Origin of the sequence: Parvibaculum sp., assembly GCF_030651915.1 — a bacterium.
Taxonomy (GTDB): domain Bacteria; phylum Pseudomonadota; class Alphaproteobacteria; order Parvibaculales; family Parvibaculaceae; genus Parvibaculum.
Genome location: NZ_JAUSBV010000005.1, coordinates 455,269 through 473,980, shown reverse-complemented (window position 1 = coordinate 473,980; position 18,712 = coordinate 455,269). Strand labels below are relative to the sequence as shown.

Genomic DNA, 18,712 nt, shown 5'->3' with positions numbered 1-18,712 from the left:
GGCACCCGGCCACCGCAAAGCACTGGAAAACTGAGGCCACGGCCCCGGCAGAAAGCCCCTCTCGCTCACTGCGCCGCAATGTCCTCCGGCTTCACCGTCGCTGCAGCATCGCCGCATTCCGCGCAAAGCGGTAGCCCGGCCGCCAGTGCCGCCGCCGTCCGCTTGGCGCGCGCGGCATCGTGGACCGCGAAAGCACGTGCAAACCTCGCCTGTAGATCGGCATAGACCTTCTCGTCTTCTTCCCGCCGCGCCTTGATCTTTTCCGCCACGCTGCGCCCGTCGGCGGCGGTGCCCTTCGCCGACGCCTCGATGTCGCGCAGCTTGTCGAGCGAGCGCACCAGCGAGTTGAGGCGCTTGGCGGCGCCTTCGCGCATTGCCGCATCGCCGCTCCGGTACTCGCGCTCGACATCGGCGATCTCGCTTTCGATCAGCCGCTTCAGCCGTGTCGCCATGGCGCCGCTGCGCACCGCGCCGCCGATCCTGCCGGCCGTTTCGAATATCTTCGCGGCCCGCGTCCGCCCGCGCGGTGTCATCGACAGGCGCGGCGGCCATTCGCGTTTGCGCGCTTCGGCGGCAAGCCGTTGCCGCGTGATGCCGATTTCCGCCGCGATCTCGGTGATCTTCCGCGCCGGGTCGCACCAGGCATCTTCCACCGCGTCCCAGTCGATGGCCGTCTCCTCGTCGCTCTCCCTTGTTTCGTCCTGCATCGAAGGCCCTCCATTTTCCGTTCCATGGATGGGAGACATTTTCGCCGAGGACCGAAGGGCGGGGATAACTGGCCCGGATGCCGCCGCAACACCCCTGTCGGCGGCTGTTGACAGGTGCGGCGCCCGCTTGTAATAAACCATCTGGTTAAATATAAGAACGGTTCCACTCAATGCCGCCAGCCCTTCAACCCGCCTCGGCCGATCCCCTCGGCGCCAAATTCGCGGCGCTGGCCGACCCCACGCGCCGCGCCATCCTCCAGCGCCTGGCGCGCGGCGAAACCTCCGTGAAGGAGCTGGCGGCCCCTTTCGAGATGAGCCTGCCGGCCGTCTCCAAACATCTGAAAGTGCTGGAGCGGGCAGGACTGATCGCCCGCTCGCGCGACGCGCAATGGCGGCCCTGCCGCATCGAGCCGGACGCGCTGCGCGACGTCGACGACTGGCTGGAGAAGTACCAGCGCCTCTGGAGCGCGGGTCTCGATCGCCTCGACAAGTATCTCGCCGAGAACAAGGAGTAGCCCGATGTCCAATGGACCTTCCGTCCCGCCGCTGCCGCCCGCGCCGCCGCTGGCGCCGCATCTCGTCATCGACGGCGCCGCCGCCGCGCTCGATTTCTACAAGAAGGCCCTCGGCGCTACCGAGCTGGTGCGCGTTCCCGCCGACGACCGCAAGCGGCTGCTCCATGCGCATATGGAAGTGAACGGTGCGGCCGTCTTCCTCTGCGACGACTTCCCCGACTATCCGGGCGAAGGTGCCATCGCGCCGAAACGTCTCGGCGGCACCTCGGCGATGATCCATCTCCGGGTCGAGAATTGCGATGCGGCGGTGAAACGCGCGGCCGACGCCGGCGCAAAAGTGATCGCCGAACCCTGGGACGCTTTCTGGGGCGACCGCTACGCACAGGTCATGGACCCCTTCGGCCATGTCTGGAGCTTCGCGCATCCGCTGCCCGACAAAGCCGGCTGACGCCTTTCAATTTTCAACGGGGAACACCCATGCTCAGGATACTTCTGATCGGCGCGGCGGTTCTCGCCGCCATCGTCGTTGCGTTGCTCGCTTGGGCGGCGACAAAGCCCGACACGTTTCGCGTCGAACGCTCGACCCTGATCGATGCGTCGCCGGAGGCGATCTATGCCGAGATCGAGGATTTTCGCCGCTGGCGGGCCTGGTCGCCTTACGAGGACAAGGATCCGAACCTCGAGCGCAGCTATAGCGGCGCCGAGCGCGGCGTCGGCGCGCAATATGCGTGGCAGGGCGACGGCAATGTAGGCAGCGGCCGCATGGAAATCCGCGATGCGGTGCCCGCATCGGAAATCGTTATCGCGCTTGAATTCACCGCACCGATGGAGGCGCACAACACGGCGCTGTTCACGATGACACCGGAAGCGGGCGCGACGCGTCTCACCTGGACGATGGAAGGCCCGTCCAACCTGATGTTCAATGTGATGAGCATCTTTCTCGACATGGACGAGATGATCGGCGGCGATTTTGAAACGGGCCTCGCCCGAATGAAATCGAATCTCGAACAGGAAGCGGCATCATGATGAAAATTTCTCTCCGCGCCGTCGCGGCCGCTATTGCCTTCGCCGCGCTTTGCGGGTCGCCTGCCGTCGCCGCCGAAACGGAAGTGCCGGCCGCCTCCACGGCGCCAGTCCCCGGCGGCACTTACAGGCTCGACAAATCTCACGCGAGCCTGATCTTCCGCGTCAGTCATATCGGTTTCTCGAACTACACGGGGCGCTTTGCGACTTTCGACGCGACGCTCGACATCGATCCGGAAAATCCCGCCGCCGCGAAACTCGAAGCGAGTGTCGATCCGGCTTCGCTCGCGGTCGAAAACCCGCCCGAGGGCTTCCTCGAATCCCTGCTCGGGCCGGACTGGTTCGACGCCGCGAAATTTCCCGAGATGACCTTTCGCTCGACGAAAATCGAAATGACCGGCGACGACACCGCCCGCGTCACCGGTGACCTGATGCTGCACGGCGTCACATTGCCGGTCGCCTTCGACGCGACCTTCAATGGCGGCTATGCGGGCCATCCCTTCGAACCCAATGCGCGGATCGGCTTTTCGGCGCGCGGCGGGCTTTCGCGCTCGGCCTTCGGCATCGCTTACGGCGTGCCGGAAGAAGGCTCCACAATGGGCGTCGGCGACGCGGTGGAATTCATCATCGAAGCCGAATTCACCGGCCCCGCCTGGGCCGATGCGCCCAAGGCGGAGTAACGGCGGCTACTCCATCTCCGCCTTGTAGCTCCAGATCGGCGAGAGGAAATAGAGCGCGGCGAGGATGCCGACCATGATCGTCGCCGGTACCAGCACCGCGTCGAAAATGCCGAGCCAGCCGACGAGAAGGCCCATGGTCAGGGCGCCGATGGGCGCGCCGCCGGAAAAACCGAGCTGATAGGCGGCGAGCACGCGCGCCCGGTGGCTTTCGGGCGCGGCGACCTGCACGATCGTGCGCCCCATCGTCATCGTCGTGCCGGCGCCCATGCCCCACCAGAACACCAGCACGCAGATCATCCAGAACGGCATCGGGAAGTGGAAGAGCGCCAGAATGACGAGCCCGCTGGCAAGCGACGCCATCATCATCCGCCCGCGATGGCCGATATGGCCGATCCGGAACAGCACCATGTTGACGAGAATGGTGCCGCCCCAGAAACAGATATTGACGATCGCGAACTTGACCGTGAATTCGGCTGATGTCGTCTGGTAGATGTCGCGGATCATCAGCGGCAGAACCACAAGGAAACTGCCGACATAGAACAGCCCGACCGCGAAATTGAGGCCGATCACCGTGGCGACGATGGGAATGCGCGCCGCTTCCTTCAGCCCGTCGACGATCTGCGCGAGCCGGCTCTCGGTGCTTGCCGCATTGGAGGGCGGCAGCGGCACGAGTTTCAGCGAAGCGAAAAAGCCCGCCAGCATGATAACGGCCTGGAAGATAAGCAGCGCCGGTGTGCCCGTTATTCCCGCCAGCGCCGCGATCAGCATGCCGACAAGCTGCGAACCCATCTGCACGCCCATCGCCATGGTCACGGCCTGCTGGATGCCGGTTTCGGCGACGCGGGTCAGCGCCGAGTCGCGCGCCGGTATGGCAAAGGCGCTCAGCGTGCCCATGGTCAGCGCGAAGATGATCAGCGAGGCGTAAGTGAGGTTGCCGGAAAGATAAATCCCGGCAAGCACCAGCGGCGGCAGCGACGAGAGGAGATGCACGCGGATCAGGATGCGCCGCGCATCGCCATGATCGGCAACGGTGCCGCCCAGCAGCATGAACAGGATCGCCGGCGCCATCAGCGACATCTGCGCGATGCCGACCCGCGCCGCCGGTTCGTGGAGGACCTGCGTCACCAGGAACGGAAAAATGACGAACTGGATGCCGAGACTGATGAACCAGCTTGCCTGTCCGCCGAGATAGAGATTGAGACGACGCTGCCGGGCGCGCGCGGCCTCGCCATGGGCGGTCGCGGTCATGCTTTCATGCGCACTCATGGCCGAAAGCTGCGCATGGCAGGCATCGCGCGCAAAGCATCATGCCCAACCCCGTGAAAATCATGCGCGCGACACGCCATGATGGCTCCTCCCGACCTCAATTCATTTTTGGAACTGTATCATGCGCGAAGGAATTTCAAGCCCCCGCGAGATACATCATCTGGTCGTAGGTGTGAATTTGCTGTCCGGATGTTGCGGTTGACGCAGCGGCCAGCATGGCACGCGCAACATTCTCGGCACGCATCGAACGATAGACGCGCGCCCGCCCGAGCATCATGGCATCGAGCAAGGGCGACACGAGTTTGCCGATCGACTCGACAGGCCGCGTTTCGGTGCGGTCGCCGATCAGAAGTCCGGGTCTGAAAATATGCAGCGCCTCGAATCCCAGCGCGCCAAGTGCTTGTTCCGTCTCGCCTTTGACGCGCGAATAGAAAACGGATGAGGCCGGATCGGCACCGATCGAGGAGACCAGCATCATGCGTTTCGCGCCGCGCGCCTTGGCGGCTTTGGCGAAGGCGACGATGTAGTCGTGGTCGACCTTGCGAAATGCATCCTGGCTGCCGGCGGTCTTGATGGTGGTGCCGAGCGCGCAATAGGCGTCGTCGACCGAAATATTCTTCTGCGCCAGCGACTTGTCGAGCGCGTCGAAATCCACCACCAGCTCTTCGAGCTTCGGCGATGCGGCGCCGCCAAGCGGACGCCGCGTCACCGCGACGACCTTCCCGTATTGCGGATCGGCAAGCAGCAGCTTCAGCAGATGGCCGCCGACAAGCCCTGTCGCGCCGGCAATTAATGCAGTCTTTTCAATCATCTGGGTGCCTCGCCTGTGTAACGCGCCCGCGGCCGGATCATCGTTCCGGTGCGGTATTGCTCGATCGCATGACCGATCCATCCGGCCGTGCGCCCGAGCACGAAAATGCTCAAGCCTGCGCCGCGCGGCAGATGCAGCACGGCGCCCATAGCGGCGATGGCGAAATCGATATTGGCTTTGAGGCCGCCCGCTTCCTCCATCACGCGCAAAATTCGTTGTGCGCGCAAGTAGTTGGCATCGTCGCCATATTTCTCTTTCAGCATCGAGATCAAGGCCTTGGCGCGCGGATCGCCGTCGGGATAGAGCGGATGGCCGAAGCCCGGCACCGGATCATTGTCCTTCAGCCGCTGCAGCACCGCCTCCTCGACATCCTGCCGGTTGGCCATGTCGAGCAACAGGCTCTCGACGCGGCCCGACAAGCCACCATGACGCGGCCCCTGCGCAGCGCAGATGCCGGCCTGCACCGCTGCATATAGCGTGGCGCCGGTGCCGGCGACGCAACGGACGGTAAAGGCGGACGCATTGAGCTCATGATCGGCGCAGAGCACCAGCGCCGCGCGGATGAGCTCCGAGGCCGGTTTTTCGCCCTGCGTCAGCGCGCGGGTGAGGACCTCGTGCAGCGGTTTTTCGCTCGGTTCCTCGCCAGAGATGACCGCGCCGACAAAGCGCATCAGCCGCGCGCCGGTGGCCGCGAGGCCGCGATCGGTCATGTTGTAGACGGCCGCATCCTCCAGCGCGGCCAGCGGCAACAGCGCCAGGCAGCGCTCGATGCGGGGCGATTTCGCCAGGCTTTCCGCCATTTTTCTTAAGGGTTCGCTGGGTTTCAGCACGGCCTCGCGGGTGAAGGGCTGCTCGCGCGCGCCCCACAAAAGCGCCGCCACCTGCTCCAGCGAGGAGGTGCGCGCCAGCGCCGTCGCATCGGAGCCGCGATAATGGAGTTGCCCCTCGGCAATGAGGGTGATGGCCGAATCCATCACCGGCAATCCGAAGCTGAGCGAGGCGGGAAGGGTCGGATTTTCGGCGGAAACCCGACGTTTTTTGAGGGTCCTGACGTCCTCGGCGCGGTACCGCCGAGCGCGCGAACCCGGCACCGGTTCGGAGCGGATCAGGTCGCGGCTGACATAGGCATAGAGCGAGGCAACGCTGATGCCGAGCTCGGCCGCTGCCTCGCGCGCCGAGAGATAGAGATTTTCCGGCGGATTTCCGGGCTTTCTGGCCATGACCTGTCCAAAATGATTTGACATTGATTAGCTTAATCAAGATTGACGAACAATCAACCTTCCCCCAGCTTCGATTGTGACAGCGCGCTGTCAAACCGCTGTGCAGCGCTGCGGCGTCTGCGGGGCAAGCCCATGAAACCATTGGGATTTCAGCGCCGGAACCGAAGGAGTTGAGCGATGTCGAAGACAGTCACACAAGAGCGCGCAACAGCCAGCGGCCTCGACAATGTGGTCGCCGCCGAGACGAATCTGAGCCATGTCGACGGCGAGGCGGGGCGCCTGATCATTGCCGGATATGAGGTCGAAACCCTTGTAAACACACATGATTTCGAGGGCGCGGTAGCGGTCCTCTGGTGTGCTGCCGGGGTCGAAACGGGCGATCTGAAGGCTGCACTTGGCAGCGCACGCACAGCAGCGTTTGCGCTCGTACCCCCCCTTCTGTCACAAAACTGTCATAAAACTGTCACAGAAGGCCTGCGCACTGGTTTGTCGATGCTTTCGGACGGGGAGAAGACCCCGGGGATAAGTGAAGATATCCCCGCTTCGCTGCGCGATGCGCTGCGCCTGCTCGGTGCCGCTCCCGTTTTCGTCGCCGCCCTCTGCCGCCACATGGAGGGGAAAGCCCCGATCGCCCCCGAGCGGCAAGCGGGTCACGCGGCCGACTTCCTGCACATGCTGAAAGGCGAAAGCCCGAGCGCGGCCGAGGTCGAAGCCTTGAACGCCTATCTGGTGACGGTGATGGATCACGGCATGAATGCCTCGACCTTCACCGCCCGCGTCATCGCCGCGACGCGCGCCGGCACGATCTCGGCGGTGGTTGGCGCGCTCTGTGCCCTGAAGGGGCCGCTCCATGGCGGCGCGCCGGGCCCGGTGCTCGACATGCTGGACGAGATCGGCACGGAAGCGAATATCGGCCCCTGGCTCGAGGCCGCGATTGCGAGCGGTGAGCGGCTGATGGGCTTCGGCCACCGTGTCTACAAGGTGCGCGACCCGCGCGCCGATGTCTTCGACAAGGCCGTCAGCCTGCTGACGAACAACAACGAACGCCTGCGCTTCGCCCGCATGGTCGAAGCCGGCGCGCTGGCGGCGTTGAAAAAGGCCAAGCCCGGCCAGCGCCTCGACACCAACATGGAGTATTACACGGCCGTGCTGCTGGAAGCGCTCGGCATCCCGCGCGACGCGGTGACGCCGGTCTTCGCGATGGCGCGCATCGCCGGCTGGTCGGCGCATGTGATGGAACAGGAGCGGGTGGGGCGCCTGATCCGCCCGCAATCGGTCTATGTCGGCGACTGGCCGGAAGAGACACAGGCGGCTTGAGGGTGAGGGCGCGATGTCTTTCCTTCTCCACCCTCTCCCCGTGTATGGACCGGAGACAAGGGTTACAGGTGTTCGGAGACATGGGTAACAGTTTTTGACGAGCCATTTCGCAGGTCGATGTCTGCGATATGGCGGCTCGCCGTTCACCGCGCGTGTCTGCGCGGCGCTGGCCCTGCTTGCCGCGGACGCCCCGCGCGACGCCGCGCATCCCTGAAGATCGTGTTGTCAGTAGAGCACGGTGACGGTTGTGACATCGCACCGTCATGCACCGTTTCGGAAAATGGATTGTAGACGCTAAGGCTCGTGTCGCTGGCCGAAACGAGGCCGGCATGATTGACAGTCGCGACAATGTTTTCCGGCGCGGCTACAAGTGCCGCGTCGGCGCCGCCTGCTCCAGCATGAGGGGAGCCTGACGGCGATGTTACAAAAGGCAACGGGATAGGTGCGCGTTGCAGACGACAAACGACGCCATCAACGGGCCGGGATGCCGGTGCTCACGGCGACTGGCGCCAAATCCAGACGAATATCGTCCTGCACCGCACTCAACATTGCCTCGGCAGGCCATGGGACCTGCTGTCTCTTCACGAAGCGGGGGCAACCGGGGAATGTCGGCCAAAGAGATTTTTAACCGTTCCGGCGTAGCTTTGTGAGCGATGTCTCACGCCAAAGGTCCCAAGACTTCGTGACCTCCCGTGTCGACGACGATCGATGGATCGCCCAAGGCGGAGCCGTTCTGAAGATGAGAGGGCAAACTATTTCGCGGTTTGCGTAAATGGAATTCCGGATCGTGCAGTATCCTGGGGGGGATCATCATGTCCATCGTAGCTGTCAGTGAACCTGCGGCTTCCCGTCGCAAACCGGTCGCGCGCAAGGTCGCGCGCGTCGTGCAGCCGACGACGAATGAGCGGTTCTTCGAGAAGGACGACATCATCGTCAGCAAGACGAACCTCAAGGGTCACTTGACCTATGTGAACCGCGTCTTCATGGCGATTTCCGACTACCAGGAGTCCGAGCTGCTGGGCCAGCCGCACAGCATGATCCGGCACCCGGACATGCCGCGCGCGATCTTCAAGTTGCTGTGGGACCAGCTGCAGGCGGGCAAGGAGATATTCGCCTATGTGAAGAACATGACGAAGACCGGCGACTTCTATTGGGTGCTGGCGCACGCCACCCCGTCGATCGCTGCTTCCGGCGAAACCATCGGCTACCATTCCAGCCGCCGCGTTCCGGATCGTCGCGTCGTCGACGGGACCATCATCCCGCTCTATCGCGCGCTGAAGGATATCGAGGATGGCGAAGCGGACCGGCGCGCCGGGCTCGTGAAGTCGTCGGAACGGCTTAATGCGATCCTCAAGGAGAAGGGCATCGGCTATGACGAATTCATCTTCGGTCTTTAGGGTGATCGCCGCCGGCGTCGCCGCGATCGCGTGCGGTGGTGTCAGCGCGATGGGCATCGCGGCAGGCGCTTCGCCGGTTTTTGTCGGCCTCGGCATTCTCCCCGCGTTCGGCGCCATCGGCCTCTTGGGCTTCGCAACCGGGGCCAAAGGGAGCGACAGCGGCGCAATCACCCGCGCCCTCGACGTCTGCAAGCAGATCCAGTCCGGCAACTTCGAGGCCCGTATCACGGACATCAGCGAAACCGGCGAAATGGGCGAACTGCTCTGGGCCATCAACGATGTGATCGACCGCTCGGACGCGTTCCTCCGCGAGTCGGCCGCGGCAATGGATCATGTGGCCCGAAATCTCTTCTACCGCCGCATCGTCGAGACCAGCATGGTCGGCAGCTTTCTGGTGAGCAGCAAGCGCATCAACGCCGCCGCGGATTCGATGACCGCGAAGGTCACCGAGTCGCGCAAGATCGCCGACAAGATCAAGAACGTCATCGGCAGCGTATCGTCGGCCGCCACGGAACTGGAATCCACGGCTCGTTCGATGCAAGGTGCGGCCGAAAGCACGAACAAGCGTGCTGAGGAAGTGTCGGCCGGCGCCGAGCTGGCCTCGACGAGCGTCGGAACCGTCGCGTCCGCGGCGGAGGAGCTGTCCAGTTCGATCCGGGAAATCGGCCAACAGGTCGCGCGATCGAACGACATCACCCAGGCCGCAGTCCGCGAAACCGAGGAAACCAACAGACGGGTGGAAAGCCTGTCGCTCGCCGCGGAGAAGATCGGGTATGTGGTCGATCTCATCACCACAATCGCGGGCCAGACCAACCTGCTGGCCCTGAACGCCACCATCGAGGCGGCGCGCGCCGGCGAGGCCGGCAAGGGTTTCGCTGTGGTCGCCCAGGAAGTGAAGAGCCTCGCGAACCAGACTGCGCAGGCGACCCAGGACATCACCGAACAGGTGGACGCCATCCGCGGCGCCACCGCAGATGCGGTCGCCGGGGTCGAGGGCATCGGCAGGACGGTACACGAGGTGAGCGAGATCGCGACTGCCATCGCTGCGGCGATCGAGGAGCAGAGCGCGGCCACGCAGGAAATCGCCTCCAGCGTGACGCAGGCTTCGTCGGGCACCACGGACGTGAGCCGTAGCGTCCAGGAGGTCACGATGGTTGCCGGCGAGACCGGCGCAGCCGCCACCCAGGTGCTGGGCGCCGCGACCGAGCTCTCGAAGGAAGCGGAAAACCTCAACGTCGAGATGCAGCATTTCGTGGAGGTCATGAACAAGGTCGCATGACCTTGCCGTTGCGCGGGAAGGCAAGCCGACGAAAACCACTGTGGCGCGATCGGCGATCGTCATGACTCGAAACGGGAGCGCCACGTGTGGCGACCACGGCAAAGAGGCAGGAGCTCAAGCAGACCGCCCGCAAGCCAGACAGGCGGGTGCCAGGGGCCGGTTCCGTCCATCAGCTGCGGATTCCAGTCGTCGGCGCGGACGATCTGTTGGGCGAGCTGGTCCGGGGAACGCGGCCCGTCGACATTGATGCAGCCGAGCGGATTGGGCGCCAGCGTCTCGAAGCTGCGCGGACAGCAAGATTGCGCACCGAACCCGACAAGTTCGACAAGATATTTTCCGCCGTCACGCGACGCTCTGGCAGGGCGGCGTGGGTGAGACGCAAACACTCGGCCGCACCGATTTTCACGGACGGTGGACGAAGTGGGGCGGACAGGAACCCGGTTGGCCGCTGCGTCCTAGAGATGCAGGACCAGATTGAGCATTATCTGGTCCGACGAGAAGCTGTTGTTGTTCCAGTGATGGTCATAGACAGCACCGATCGACCATGAAGGACTGCCGGCGAACTCGATGCCCCCGCCAGCATTATACGTGTTGCGGTCGCGCGCCGGGGCGTCGATGGTAAAGGCCGGCCCGCCGCCGGTGAAGCTTGCGGTGTTCGTCATCGTCCGGTCGCCGAATGAATGCAGCCAGTTGGCGTGCAGCGCCGGACGCAGGATCTGCATACCCGGAAGCGTGAAGTTGCGTGCGATCTCCGCGCCGACGCTCGACTGGATGAAATCATAGGTCTGTTCGCCGACATTCAGATTGACGCCGCCGGCACCCGTCTCGGTATAGGCGCCGACACGCATATGCGTGTATTGCAGCGATGTGCTCGGTGTGAAGACGGTCCGGCCGTCATCGATGTAGAAATGGCGCCCGGCGACGCCATAGGCGGTGAACTGGTGGCCGTCATAATCGGCAGCCGCCGTCGCGCTGAAGCCCGGAAAGGCGATGTTGCGCCTGCTTGTATAGTCGTCATAGCCATAGGTGAGGGCGGCATTGGCGAACCAGTCGCCGGGCGCATGACGCATGAAGAGGGTCGCCTGGTAGGAATCGATGTCGACATTGTTGTCAAAGCTATTGGCATCGACCTCGGACTGCGCATAGGTGAGGCCGAAGCCTGCGCGGGTCGTCGCGCTGAGCGCCCGCTCATAGGCAATCATCAGGCCCAGCGTGCGGGAATCGTAACCCTCGAAACCGCCGAGATTGCCCTGATCGGCGAAATAGCCGGTGGCGGTCATCCACCAATGAGCATGACGGCCGTCGGGATGGCAGACAGTGCCGTCTTCATAGCGGACGATGTTCAGCTTGTCGTACTCGCCAACCTCGCTGCAAGTGGGTAGCACCCTGTCGAGATGGGAGGCGAGCTGGGACTGGAAGCGCTGGGTAACGCCGAAGCTCGTCAGCGGCGCGCCGAAATTGGAAGCGCCCGGCGCGAGTTGCGCCAGCGCGGCGGCGACCGCCGCAGGTGTCGGCAGCAAGGTAATGGCCGTCAGGACGGGCTCCGTGTCCGGCGTCACCGGCAACGCATCGACAATCGGGCCGATGATGGGGGCGACCGGATCGGCGGTCGGGGCGACGATGACCGCAAGCGGGACCTGTGTCGCGGTGATCTGGACCAGACCGTTGGTGGTGGGCAGTGCCGCAAACAGATAGCGCAGACTGCTGCTCGTTGCGATGACAGTGCTGCCGTTCGTGCCGCTGGCGGCATCGACAATGTTGAAGCTGGAGCCATTGGCGATCGGGCCGGTGACGTCGACATTGACCTGCAGCGCATTTCCGATCGTCGCAAAGCCGACCGGCACGACCTGGCCGTAATCCGACAGGCTGAAAATCGTTGTATTGATGACGCCGGCCACCGGGATTTCGAAGGCACCGCCGACATTCAGTATATTGGTGCCAAACGTGTATTCGGCCGCATTGACCTGGCCGGTAATGAGCGCGTCGCCGCCGACAACATTGATCACCTTCAGCCCGCTGGCCGCGCCGACCGCGCCATCGACGATGCTGTTGGCATTGAGCGTCAATGTGCCGGTGCTGGCGCCCGCCGTGTTGGTGATGGCGCCGGTCAGGGTTTGGCCGGCGGCGAGATTGATGAAGCCGTCGCCGGCGAAATCGACTGTCGAGCCGGTATTGCTGGTAAAGCCGCCATTGAAATTGACCGTGCCGGTTCCCGAGACCGAGAAGGTCGTCGAAAAGACTGCGCCGTTGAAGGTCACCGTGTTGCCGGCGGTGCCGGCCGAGATGTCGAGAAAGGTCGATCCGACCGTGCCGACAAAGCCGGTGATAATCGAGCTGTCGGTGAAGATGATGTTGGCCGTATCGGCCGCGTCGGTCGTGATGCCGCCACCCGCATCGTTCGCGGTATTGATGTCCTGGGCGCCGACGGTGAGCAATCCCGGGCCCTGCGTATCGACGCCGTCCAGTTCGCCGGTCGGCCCGACCACGCCGGGCAGAACGACGATTTGCCGGGCAACGGCCGGCGACGGGCCGAATGCGATCACAAGGCCAAGGGCCGCGACGGGAAGTGTCTTCTTCATGCGATGTCCCTCAACAGCCTGCACGCGCTGGATTGGGCGCGCTTTTCGGCCGAATGTCATTCAGACGGCTTCGGGCCGCCATGCCTCGGCACGCGACCGCACAAGCCCGATGCCGCAGGCTAGGCAGTGCGAGGGGGCGGCGGCAGGCTCGGAAATTACGCAGACGGGGCGAGCGCGACGGCGCGGCAATGGTCGAAATCTTCCGACTGCTGAATTCCGGATTTCACTTTTGTGCGGGAGGGGACGATCCGCCGCCTGTTCAACAGGGCGGTCGGCCGGCGAGGGTCTTCTGCGCGAGTTTGATCGCCGGTTCGTCCATCAGCTGCGGGTTCCAGTCACCGGCGCGGCGCGATCGACCTGCTTGAAATGGGCCGTGAGGGACATCGCGACCGGCATATCGCGTCACTCCGGGATGTTGGGGCGGCGACGTTTTGCAAGACGCCCCCCGATCCCCGGACATTGTATTGTCAGTAGAGTACCGTGACGGTTATGACATCGCTGTAGGAACCGGCCGCCGCATTCTGTCCGCCGTCTATCCGTCCGTAGACAGTGTAATTTCTGGTGACCGGAAAGAGAAGTTGCAGCAGATAGCCGTCAGTGACGGTCTGCGTGCCGCCCGTCCCGTCGCCCCAGACCGTTGTGCGGCTCGAATTGGTATAGAGATTGTAGCCGAGCGTGTTGGCGCCGCTCATCATCTGCCGCTGATTGTAGCTGCCGGAACTGCCGCTGCTGAGGCGAATTTCGTAGGACACGGCGACGCTGAGAACGAGGGCGACACAACGGACGGTCACGGTGTTGCTGCTGGTGACCGCGTTGCGCTGGATTGCATCATATGTACCGAAATTGTGGCCGGTGGCCGACACGGTGCAAGTGCAGTAGATGCCGAGACAGGAGGCGTCGGCGCGAGATGGCATCAAAACGGCGCCCGCTAGCGCAATGAAAGCGACGAGGCAGAGTAGGCCGATCGATTTCGAGGTGCGCGGTTTCATGGTCCTGTCTCCCTGCAGATGACGGGCTCGGTAACGGCATGTCCCGCATCCGGCTCGATGGGACCGAACGAGAATGCACAAGCCCCCTCGGACCACTCGGCCCGAAATCTCTGCGCCCGGTCAAGACCCGAGAGATAGGCCCTGCCGCGGTAGCCGGCGGTGAACCGCTCGCCGCTGTCCAGGGATACGATCCGGGTGCCGGGAGGCAGAGGCTCGCCGTTCTCCTGCAGCACGGTGACAAGTGCCGCATTGGTTTCCCTGACCTTGAAATGCGCGTGTACGCCGCTGCTCCGGCGCGGTATGACGGTCACCTCGAAATTGCCGATCTCGACGTCGGGCGGCAGGTCGAGCGGATCGATAGCTATGGTGTTGCGCTGATAGGGCCTGAGTCCCGCGATGAGCGCCTTGCCCGAGGCGCCGGTCCGCGCGACCTGCTGATTGTCCTTCAGGATGCCGACATCGGGAAATCCGGACACGTCGACAAGGGCCATGGCACCGTCGGAGAAACGCGTGGCGGCAACCCGGTCTTCGATCATGGCGAGGCTTCCGCGAAGACCGAGACGTGCCGCATTTCCGGTATCGGCACTCACGAAATCCGCCCGCACGACGGCATAGGGACTGTCGTAGAAGACACCGAGTTCCTGACGGCGCCTGTCGCCCTGTGTCGTCATCAGGTGACCGCCAAGGCCGCCGGCCGGGGGTGGCTGATGAAAGAGGCCCAGATTTGAGGTCAGGCGATTGTCGGTCTCATGCTGCAGCCCGGCAATGGCCGTGGTGCGCGGGCCGAGCGGGGCCGTCGCGGTCATGACCAGTGAATGGCTGTCATTCCGGAGGTCGCGAAAGGCGGACAGATTGAGGTGGCCGATCGTGCCGAGACGGTGCGAATAGGAAGCCGTTAGAGCCTCGAAATCGGCGGAACCGGGACGCTCCTGCCGCGCATATCCGGCCGCCACGCTGCCCCAGCCGCCCAGTTCAATGCCGATATTTGCGCGTGTCGCCGAGGTGACAGGCGCGCGGTCCAGCGCTTCGCCGATCCGCCTGAAGTCCGACGAAGCCCAATCCTGAACGATGCCAATGCCGAACGGTCCTCGCGTGTAGGAATAGCCTGCGCGCAGGAACTGTCCCGTCCTGTCATTGGCTTCGCTGACCGCACCGGCCAGTTCGGCGACACCGAACAGGCCAGGTTGAAACGCCAGACCGAATCCCGCGGCCCTGCGGAAGTCGGACATCTCGCCGCGAATTTCGGCGGTGAGCCAGTCGGTCAGGCCGCGCCGATAGGTGCCGGTCACAAAGCCCTCGCGATACTGGTTGCTATCGACGCCGTAGTTCCGGCGCAACACCCCGACCTCCAGCGAATAGAGGGCGAGATCGCGCTTCAACAGACTCTGGCTGGCATAGAAGGGGGCAACGATAATCTGTTCGCGTCCCAACAGGTCGGTCGCCACCACGCGAATATCGCCCCCGCCCGTGACGACAGGCAGGTCGGTGAGAGAGAAGGGGCCGGCCGGTATGTCGCGGCGTCCGCGAAGCGTGTTGTCGATGAAAATATCAAGCGTCGAGGCGAGGGCCGCCTCGCCGGATATGCCCGGTGTCGGGAAAGAAATGAATGTCGGATCCATGGACAAATCCGTTCCGAACTGGATTCCACCGAACCGGCTTGGAGCGCCCCATGCGCCGCCTTCAGCGATGCTGTCGCCGAGACGCAGGAAATGCAGCGACTGGGGGCGATCAAAGGTCCATGCGGTCTGGAGCCGCGTGAATTGCCACTCATCCGACGCGTATTCCGCCAGATGACCGCTTTCTGCGACGCCCGCATTGGAGAAGAACCGGAACTCGCCCAAACCGCCGAAAACGAAATCGCCAGCGGTCTGCTGGGCCGACAGATCGTAGTTCAGCGCGACGCCGGACGCGACCGGCGAGGGCCGGGGGCGATGCCTGACCTGTTCAGAGCGGCTGCCCGGGAAGCAGGCCGGCTCACACTCTATTTCGAGATTGAGGCGTCTTTCGTCGAAGCGGTAGGACAGTCCGGGTACCGCCAGCAGCGGCAGAAAGGTCTTGTTGCCATAGACAATCCCCTCCACCTCCGGTTCCACCAATCCGAGATGGTCGAATTCCTCGCTCCAGAGATGGATGTCGGCGTTCCTGAAAATGACGATGACGATATGCGGACTTTCGACGCCGTTTATATCGGCCGACAATGCATGTTCGCTGGGAGCATGATGGGCAAGAACCGTTACACTTCGCAGAAGACAAAAGAGAACGATCGCGGCGGTGGCTTGCCTGAACATTCATTCACGCGTTATCTCGGCATTCATCACGCCCTGATCCGTGACCGCGGTAATCGCAATACGTTCCGGCAAATTCGCGATGGCGCGGCTGTCCGCCGCATCAAGCGGCCAGGATACGGTCGATCCCGGAAGGACATAGCGCATGGTATTCAGATCGGCTGCAGCCGTGGTGCCGCCGACCTTTCGCACGCCGATATTGGTGATCTGGACATGCACGTCGCCGACATTCTGCGCTTCGATGCTGAAGAGCCCGCCCGACCGCCGGACGATACGCCAGTCGACCTTTGCGTGTGCGTGATGTGCCGGAAGGACGAAGACCGGTACGCCGATCTGGAGAACGACCCGAACCGTTGCCGCGTCAAAAGATTCCTCTCTCGGCACCTCGCGGATGAACACGCGATAGGCAGCCCCCGTCGTTGCGCCGGTCTTCGGCTCGGAAAGCCCGATACGAACAAGTTGCTCCTCCCCCGCGGGGAGGTGAACGATCGGCGGCGTCACCAGCAATGTGTCGTCCGGTTCGTAGATATCTTCGCCATTCTCCTGCCGCCAGCGCATGGCGTCCAGATGAACCGTCGTTTCCCGCTCGCCGTGATTGTGAAGGTGAAGCGTTGCCATCGGGCGTTCGACCGGAAGGGCGATGCGGATGGGACTGACTTCGAGCATGGAAGATGCGCGGGCCGGCAGCGTTGCCATGACCGCGGTGGCGGCCGCAATGGCGAGTACCAAGGATGCCCGCATAAAAGACGATTGTCGCATTTGATGTTTCCCGGTCAATGGTCTGCCATTCGGATGGCGGCGATCTGTCCGGATCAGGCCTGCGGCAAGGGTGTCCGGACCCTCCATCCTCAGTACCAGACGGTTACGGTGATCGTGTCGACATAGGTCGCCGGCGGTACGGACTGAAGTGCCGGTATGCGCCCGTAGACGTCGAGCGTCTGGGACGCTCCCGTTCCGGTTCCCGGCACGGTGTCGGTGTCGACGGTTACGCCCCAGACCTGCGAGCGCGAAGCATTCCGATAGAGCGAATAGGTCAGGGTATTCTCGCCTGCAGTCATCTTGCGTGCCGCAACCGTTGCACCGGCACCCAGGCCCGCGCTCAGGCCGACATCATAGGCCGTCCCGATCGTGCAGGTGACGCCAAGCGTCGTGGCACCGTCATGCGCCGTTTCGGAAAACGGGTCGTAGACGCCGAAGTTCAGGTCGCTGGCCGATACGAGGCAGGCATGATTGACGGTTGCTGTGACGCTGAAGGTCGTGGTGGCGGTGTCGGCAAGTGCCGGACCTGCCGGGATGGCGAGCAGCGCGACCGCAAGCATGTTGCGCAGACGATTGCGTCGATCGGGTCGGCCGGGTTCCGGATACATGCGCAAACTCCTTCGAAGTGCCCCGCAAGAGTCTAGGTTGCGGTTGGTTAATTTTTTCTTTCGCGCGCAACAGCCGGTGACGGGCCGAATGCGATCGCAAGGCCAAGGGTGGCGATGGGAAGTGTTTTTGCGATGTCCCCCGAAAACCTGTGCGCTCCGGTTCGGGGCGCGTTTCGGCCGAATATCATTCAGACGGCTCCACGCCGCCATGTATCAGCACGCAATCGCACAAGTCCGATGTCAGAAGGCTAGGCAGCGCGGTCCGGCGAGGGCAGGCTCGGAAAACACGCAGACGGGGCGAGCGTGGCGGCGCGTCCCGAGGCGGCATGCGCGGCGGTCAGGCGCGTCCGGTCCAGCGACGGAAGGGAGCGACGAGGCGGTCCGCAAGCGTCGGCTTTCCCATACCGGCGAAGTAGTCCTGCAGCGCGTGGCGGCTGAGCGGCTCGATCATGCCCGGACAGCTGTCCTGCCGGTAGGACATGTTCATGCATTCCGACAGGCATTGCTGGAAGGGAATGACGAATCCGGCCGGCCGGAGGAGATAGACCCGCGTGCCTTCGGCGGCCCAGATCAGGTTGGCGAATTCGGCACCTTCGATGCCGACGACACCGCGCACTTTCGAGAAGACCGCGATCTGGCAGCCGACGCTGTGGCCGCCGGGCTCGTAGATCGCGACCGGATAGCCGCGGGCCTGCATCTGCGCACAGACCTCGTCGAGATTGGAAATGTAGCGCCGCCCCCGGCCATAGCCGGGAATTTCGGCCGGCCCGCCCGGTGCATAGAAATTGGGCATCGCCGAACGCTCCAGCAGCAGGATCCGGCCCGCCAGCGCGGCATCGGCGCCGCAGCCGCAGCGATTGGGGATCGCCGCCTTCAGGGCCGGCACGACACGGTCTAGCCGCTTTCTCAACTCCTGCCCGCATTTCGGGTCCTGCGTGAAGCGGTCCCAGTGCTCCAGCACGGCTTCATCGATGCCCGCATATTGCGCCGCGATGTCGTCCCGTTCGGCAATCACGAAATCGACGCCGAGACAGGACAGGCATTCCTGCGTGACGGCGTCCATGACGGGCCCGCAGGATTCGAGAACATAACGGCGGGCGGGGGAGGCATGTGCAAGGTGATAGTCGACGACCGGCAGCAGGTAGCCGAACATGTAGTGCCAGAAGTGCTGCACCGAACCCACGTCGCTTTTCCCGGGTATCAGGTGGATCGGAGCGGCAGAAATGTCGGCGGCGGTTTCCGCGATCATGATTGGTTTCCATCCCGTGGCGTCCGGC

Annotated in this window: 18 protein-coding genes; 7 read left to right on the top strand and 11 right to left on the bottom strand. The window is 63.7% G+C overall.

All coding sequences use genetic code 11. The features are described from left to right. Positions 1-65: 65 nt before the first annotated feature. Entirely contained in the window at positions 66-707 is a 642-nt protein-coding gene (locus tag Q7V31_RS06585) for a hypothetical protein (protein WP_304733230.1), read from the bottom strand. 170 nt (positions 708-877) lie between these two features. Between Q7V31_RS06585 and Q7V31_RS06580 the strand changes: the two genes are divergently transcribed. Genes Q7V31_RS06580 through Q7V31_RS06565 form a run of 4 tightly spaced genes read left to right on the top strand, consistent with a single transcriptional unit; the run spans position 878 to position 2,925 of the window. Further along, positions 878-1,222: a helix-turn-helix transcriptional regulator gene (locus Q7V31_RS06580; RefSeq protein ID WP_304733229.1), complete on the top strand. Its 345-nt coding sequence runs from the start codon at positions 878-880 to the stop codon at positions 1,220-1,222. 4 nt (positions 1,223-1,226) lie between these two features. Next, on the top strand, positions 1,227-1,670 hold the full coding sequence (locus tag Q7V31_RS06575; RefSeq protein WP_304733228.1) for a VOC family protein: 444 nt from the start codon (positions 1,227-1,229) through the stop codon (positions 1,668-1,670). Positions 1,671-1,699: 29 nt separating this feature from the next. Then, positions 1,700-2,248, top strand: a complete 549-nt coding sequence (locus Q7V31_RS06570; RefSeq protein ID WP_304733227.1) for an SRPBCC family protein — start codon at positions 1,700-1,702, stop codon at positions 2,246-2,248. Continuing rightward, positions 2,245-2,925, top strand: a complete 681-nt coding sequence (locus Q7V31_RS06565) for a YceI family protein (RefSeq protein WP_304733226.1) — start codon at positions 2,245-2,247, stop codon at positions 2,923-2,925. Before Q7V31_RS06570 ends, Q7V31_RS06565 begins: the two co-directional genes overlap by 4 nt. A gap of 6 nt (positions 2,926-2,931) precedes the next feature. Here Q7V31_RS06565 and Q7V31_RS06560 read toward each other — a convergent pair whose 3' ends face one another. The 3 genes from Q7V31_RS06560 to Q7V31_RS06550 all read right to left on the bottom strand — a co-directional run bounded on the left by Q7V31_RS06560 (position 2,932) and on the right by Q7V31_RS06550 (position 6,222). Beyond that, positions 2,932-4,191 carry an MFS transporter gene (locus Q7V31_RS06560; protein WP_304733225.1) on the bottom strand — a complete coding sequence of 420 codons (1,260 nt, stop codon included), beginning with the start codon at positions 4,189-4,191 and terminating at the stop codon, positions 2,932-2,934. 136 nt (positions 4,192-4,327) lie between these two features. Then, positions 4,328-5,002, bottom strand: a complete 675-nt coding sequence (locus Q7V31_RS06555) for an NAD(P)H-binding protein (RefSeq protein WP_304733224.1) — start codon at positions 5,000-5,002, stop codon at positions 4,328-4,330. Next, the gene (locus tag Q7V31_RS06550; RefSeq protein ID WP_304733223.1) at positions 4,999-6,222 is read right to left on the bottom strand and encodes a citrate synthase family protein; all 1,224 of its coding nucleotides are present in this window, start codon (positions 6,220-6,222) and stop codon (positions 4,999-5,001) included. The genes Q7V31_RS06555 and Q7V31_RS06550 overlap by 4 nt, the downstream gene beginning before the upstream one ends. 177 nt (positions 6,223-6,399) lie before the next feature. Between Q7V31_RS06550 and Q7V31_RS06545 the strand changes: the two genes are divergently transcribed. The 3 genes from Q7V31_RS06545 (at position 6,400) to Q7V31_RS06535 (ending at position 10,215) form a co-directional block, all read left to right on the top strand. Continuing rightward, positions 6,400-7,539 (top strand): citrate synthase/methylcitrate synthase, encoded by a 1,140-nt coding sequence (locus tag Q7V31_RS06545; RefSeq protein WP_304733222.1) that lies wholly within the window; start codon positions 6,400-6,402, stop codon positions 7,537-7,539. Between the two features lie 812 nt (positions 7,540-8,351). After that, entirely contained in the window at positions 8,352-8,936 is a 585-nt protein-coding gene (locus tag Q7V31_RS06540; RefSeq protein WP_304733221.1) for a PAS domain-containing protein, read from the top strand. Beyond that, on the top strand, positions 8,911-10,215 hold the full coding sequence (locus tag Q7V31_RS06535; RefSeq protein ID WP_304733220.1) for a methyl-accepting chemotaxis protein: 1,305 nt from the start codon (positions 8,911-8,913) through the stop codon (positions 10,213-10,215). Before Q7V31_RS06540 ends, Q7V31_RS06535 begins: the two co-directional genes overlap by 26 nt. A gap of 59 nt (positions 10,216-10,274) precedes the next feature. Here Q7V31_RS06535 and Q7V31_RS06530 read toward each other — a convergent pair whose 3' ends face one another. The 7 genes from Q7V31_RS06530 to Q7V31_RS06500 form a co-directional block, all read right to left on the bottom strand. Beyond that, complete coding sequence (locus Q7V31_RS06530; protein ID WP_304733219.1) at positions 10,275-10,601, bottom strand: hypothetical protein; 327 nt, start codon at positions 10,599-10,601, stop codon at positions 10,275-10,277. A gap of 69 nt (positions 10,602-10,670) precedes the next feature. Continuing rightward, on the bottom strand, positions 10,671-12,794 hold the full coding sequence (locus tag Q7V31_RS06525; protein WP_304733218.1) for an autotransporter outer membrane beta-barrel domain-containing protein: 2,124 nt from the start codon (positions 12,792-12,794) through the stop codon (positions 10,671-10,673). Positions 12,795-13,261: 467 nt separating this feature from the next. Next, positions 13,262-13,783: a spore coat U domain-containing protein gene (locus tag Q7V31_RS06520; RefSeq protein ID WP_304733217.1), complete on the bottom strand. Its 522-nt coding sequence runs from the start codon at positions 13,781-13,783 to the stop codon at positions 13,262-13,264. Beyond that, a complete protein-coding gene (locus tag Q7V31_RS06515; RefSeq protein ID WP_304733216.1) occupies positions 13,780-15,981 on the bottom strand; it encodes a fimbria/pilus outer membrane usher protein in 2,202 nt (733 codons plus the stop codon). Before Q7V31_RS06515 ends, Q7V31_RS06520 begins: the two co-directional genes overlap by 4 nt. Before the next feature lie 90 nt (positions 15,982-16,071). Then, complete coding sequence (locus Q7V31_RS06510) at positions 16,072-16,827, bottom strand: molecular chaperone (protein WP_304733215.1); 756 nt, start codon at positions 16,825-16,827, stop codon at positions 16,072-16,074. A gap of 89 nt (positions 16,828-16,916) precedes the next feature. Next, complete coding sequence (locus Q7V31_RS06505; RefSeq protein ID WP_304733214.1) at positions 16,917-17,435, bottom strand: spore coat U domain-containing protein; 519 nt, start codon at positions 17,433-17,435, stop codon at positions 16,917-16,919. Positions 17,436-17,772: 337 nt separating this feature from the next. After that, positions 17,773-18,684, bottom strand: a complete 912-nt coding sequence (locus Q7V31_RS06500; RefSeq protein ID WP_304733213.1) for a glycosyltransferase 61 family protein — start codon at positions 18,682-18,684, stop codon at positions 17,773-17,775. Between the last annotated feature and the right edge of the window lie 28 nt (positions 18,685-18,712).

Excerpts from the sequence above, each read along its gene's own strand:
- Q7V31_RS06565 (WP_304733226.1), top strand. The coding sequence starts at position 2,245 with ATGATGAAAATTTCTCTCCGCGCCGTCGCGGCCGCTATTGCCTTCGCC.
- Q7V31_RS06510 (WP_304733215.1), bottom strand. The coding sequence starts at position 16,827 with ATGCGACAATCGTCTTTTATGCGGGCATCCTTGGTACTCGCCATTGCG.
- Q7V31_RS06550 (WP_304733223.1), bottom strand. The coding sequence starts at position 6,222 with ATGGCCAGAAAGCCCGGAAATCCGCCGGAAAATCTCTATCTCTCGGCG.
- Q7V31_RS06560 (WP_304733225.1), bottom strand. The coding sequence starts at position 4,191 with ATGAGTGCGCATGAAAGCATGACCGCGACCGCCCATGGCGAGGCCGCG.
- Q7V31_RS06585 (WP_304733230.1), bottom strand. The coding sequence starts at position 707 with ATGCAGGACGAAACAAGGGAGAGCGACGAGGAGACGGCCATCGACTGG.
- Q7V31_RS06505 (WP_304733214.1), bottom strand. The coding sequence starts at position 17,435 with ATGTATCCGGAACCCGGCCGACCCGATCGACGCAATCGTCTGCGCAAC.
- Q7V31_RS06570 (WP_304733227.1), top strand. The coding sequence starts at position 1,700 with ATGCTCAGGATACTTCTGATCGGCGCGGCGGTTCTCGCCGCCATCGTC.
- Q7V31_RS06545 (WP_304733222.1), top strand. The coding sequence starts at position 6,400 with ATGTCGAAGACAGTCACACAAGAGCGCGCAACAGCCAGCGGCCTCGAC.
- Q7V31_RS06540 (WP_304733221.1), top strand. The coding sequence starts at position 8,352 with ATGTCCATCGTAGCTGTCAGTGAACCTGCGGCTTCCCGTCGCAAACCG.
- Q7V31_RS06555 (WP_304733224.1), bottom strand. The coding sequence starts at position 5,002 with ATGATTGAAAAGACTGCATTAATTGCCGGCGCGACAGGGCTTGTCGGC.
- Q7V31_RS06525 (WP_304733218.1), bottom strand. The coding sequence starts at position 12,794 with ATGAAGAAGACACTTCCCGTCGCGGCCCTTGGCCTTGTGATCGCATTC.
- Q7V31_RS06575 (WP_304733228.1), top strand. The coding sequence starts at position 1,227 with ATGTCCAATGGACCTTCCGTCCCGCCGCTGCCGCCCGCGCCGCCGCTG.
- Q7V31_RS06500 (WP_304733213.1), bottom strand. The coding sequence starts at position 18,684 with ATGATCGCGGAAACCGCCGCCGACATTTCTGCCGCTCCGATCCACCTG.
- Q7V31_RS06520 (WP_304733217.1), bottom strand. The coding sequence starts at position 13,783 with ATGAAACCGCGCACCTCGAAATCGATCGGCCTACTCTGCCTCGTCGCT.
- Q7V31_RS06580 (WP_304733229.1), top strand. The coding sequence starts at position 878 with ATGCCGCCAGCCCTTCAACCCGCCTCGGCCGATCCCCTCGGCGCCAAA.
- Q7V31_RS06535 (WP_304733220.1), top strand. The coding sequence starts at position 8,911 with ATGACGAATTCATCTTCGGTCTTTAGGGTGATCGCCGCCGGCGTCGCC.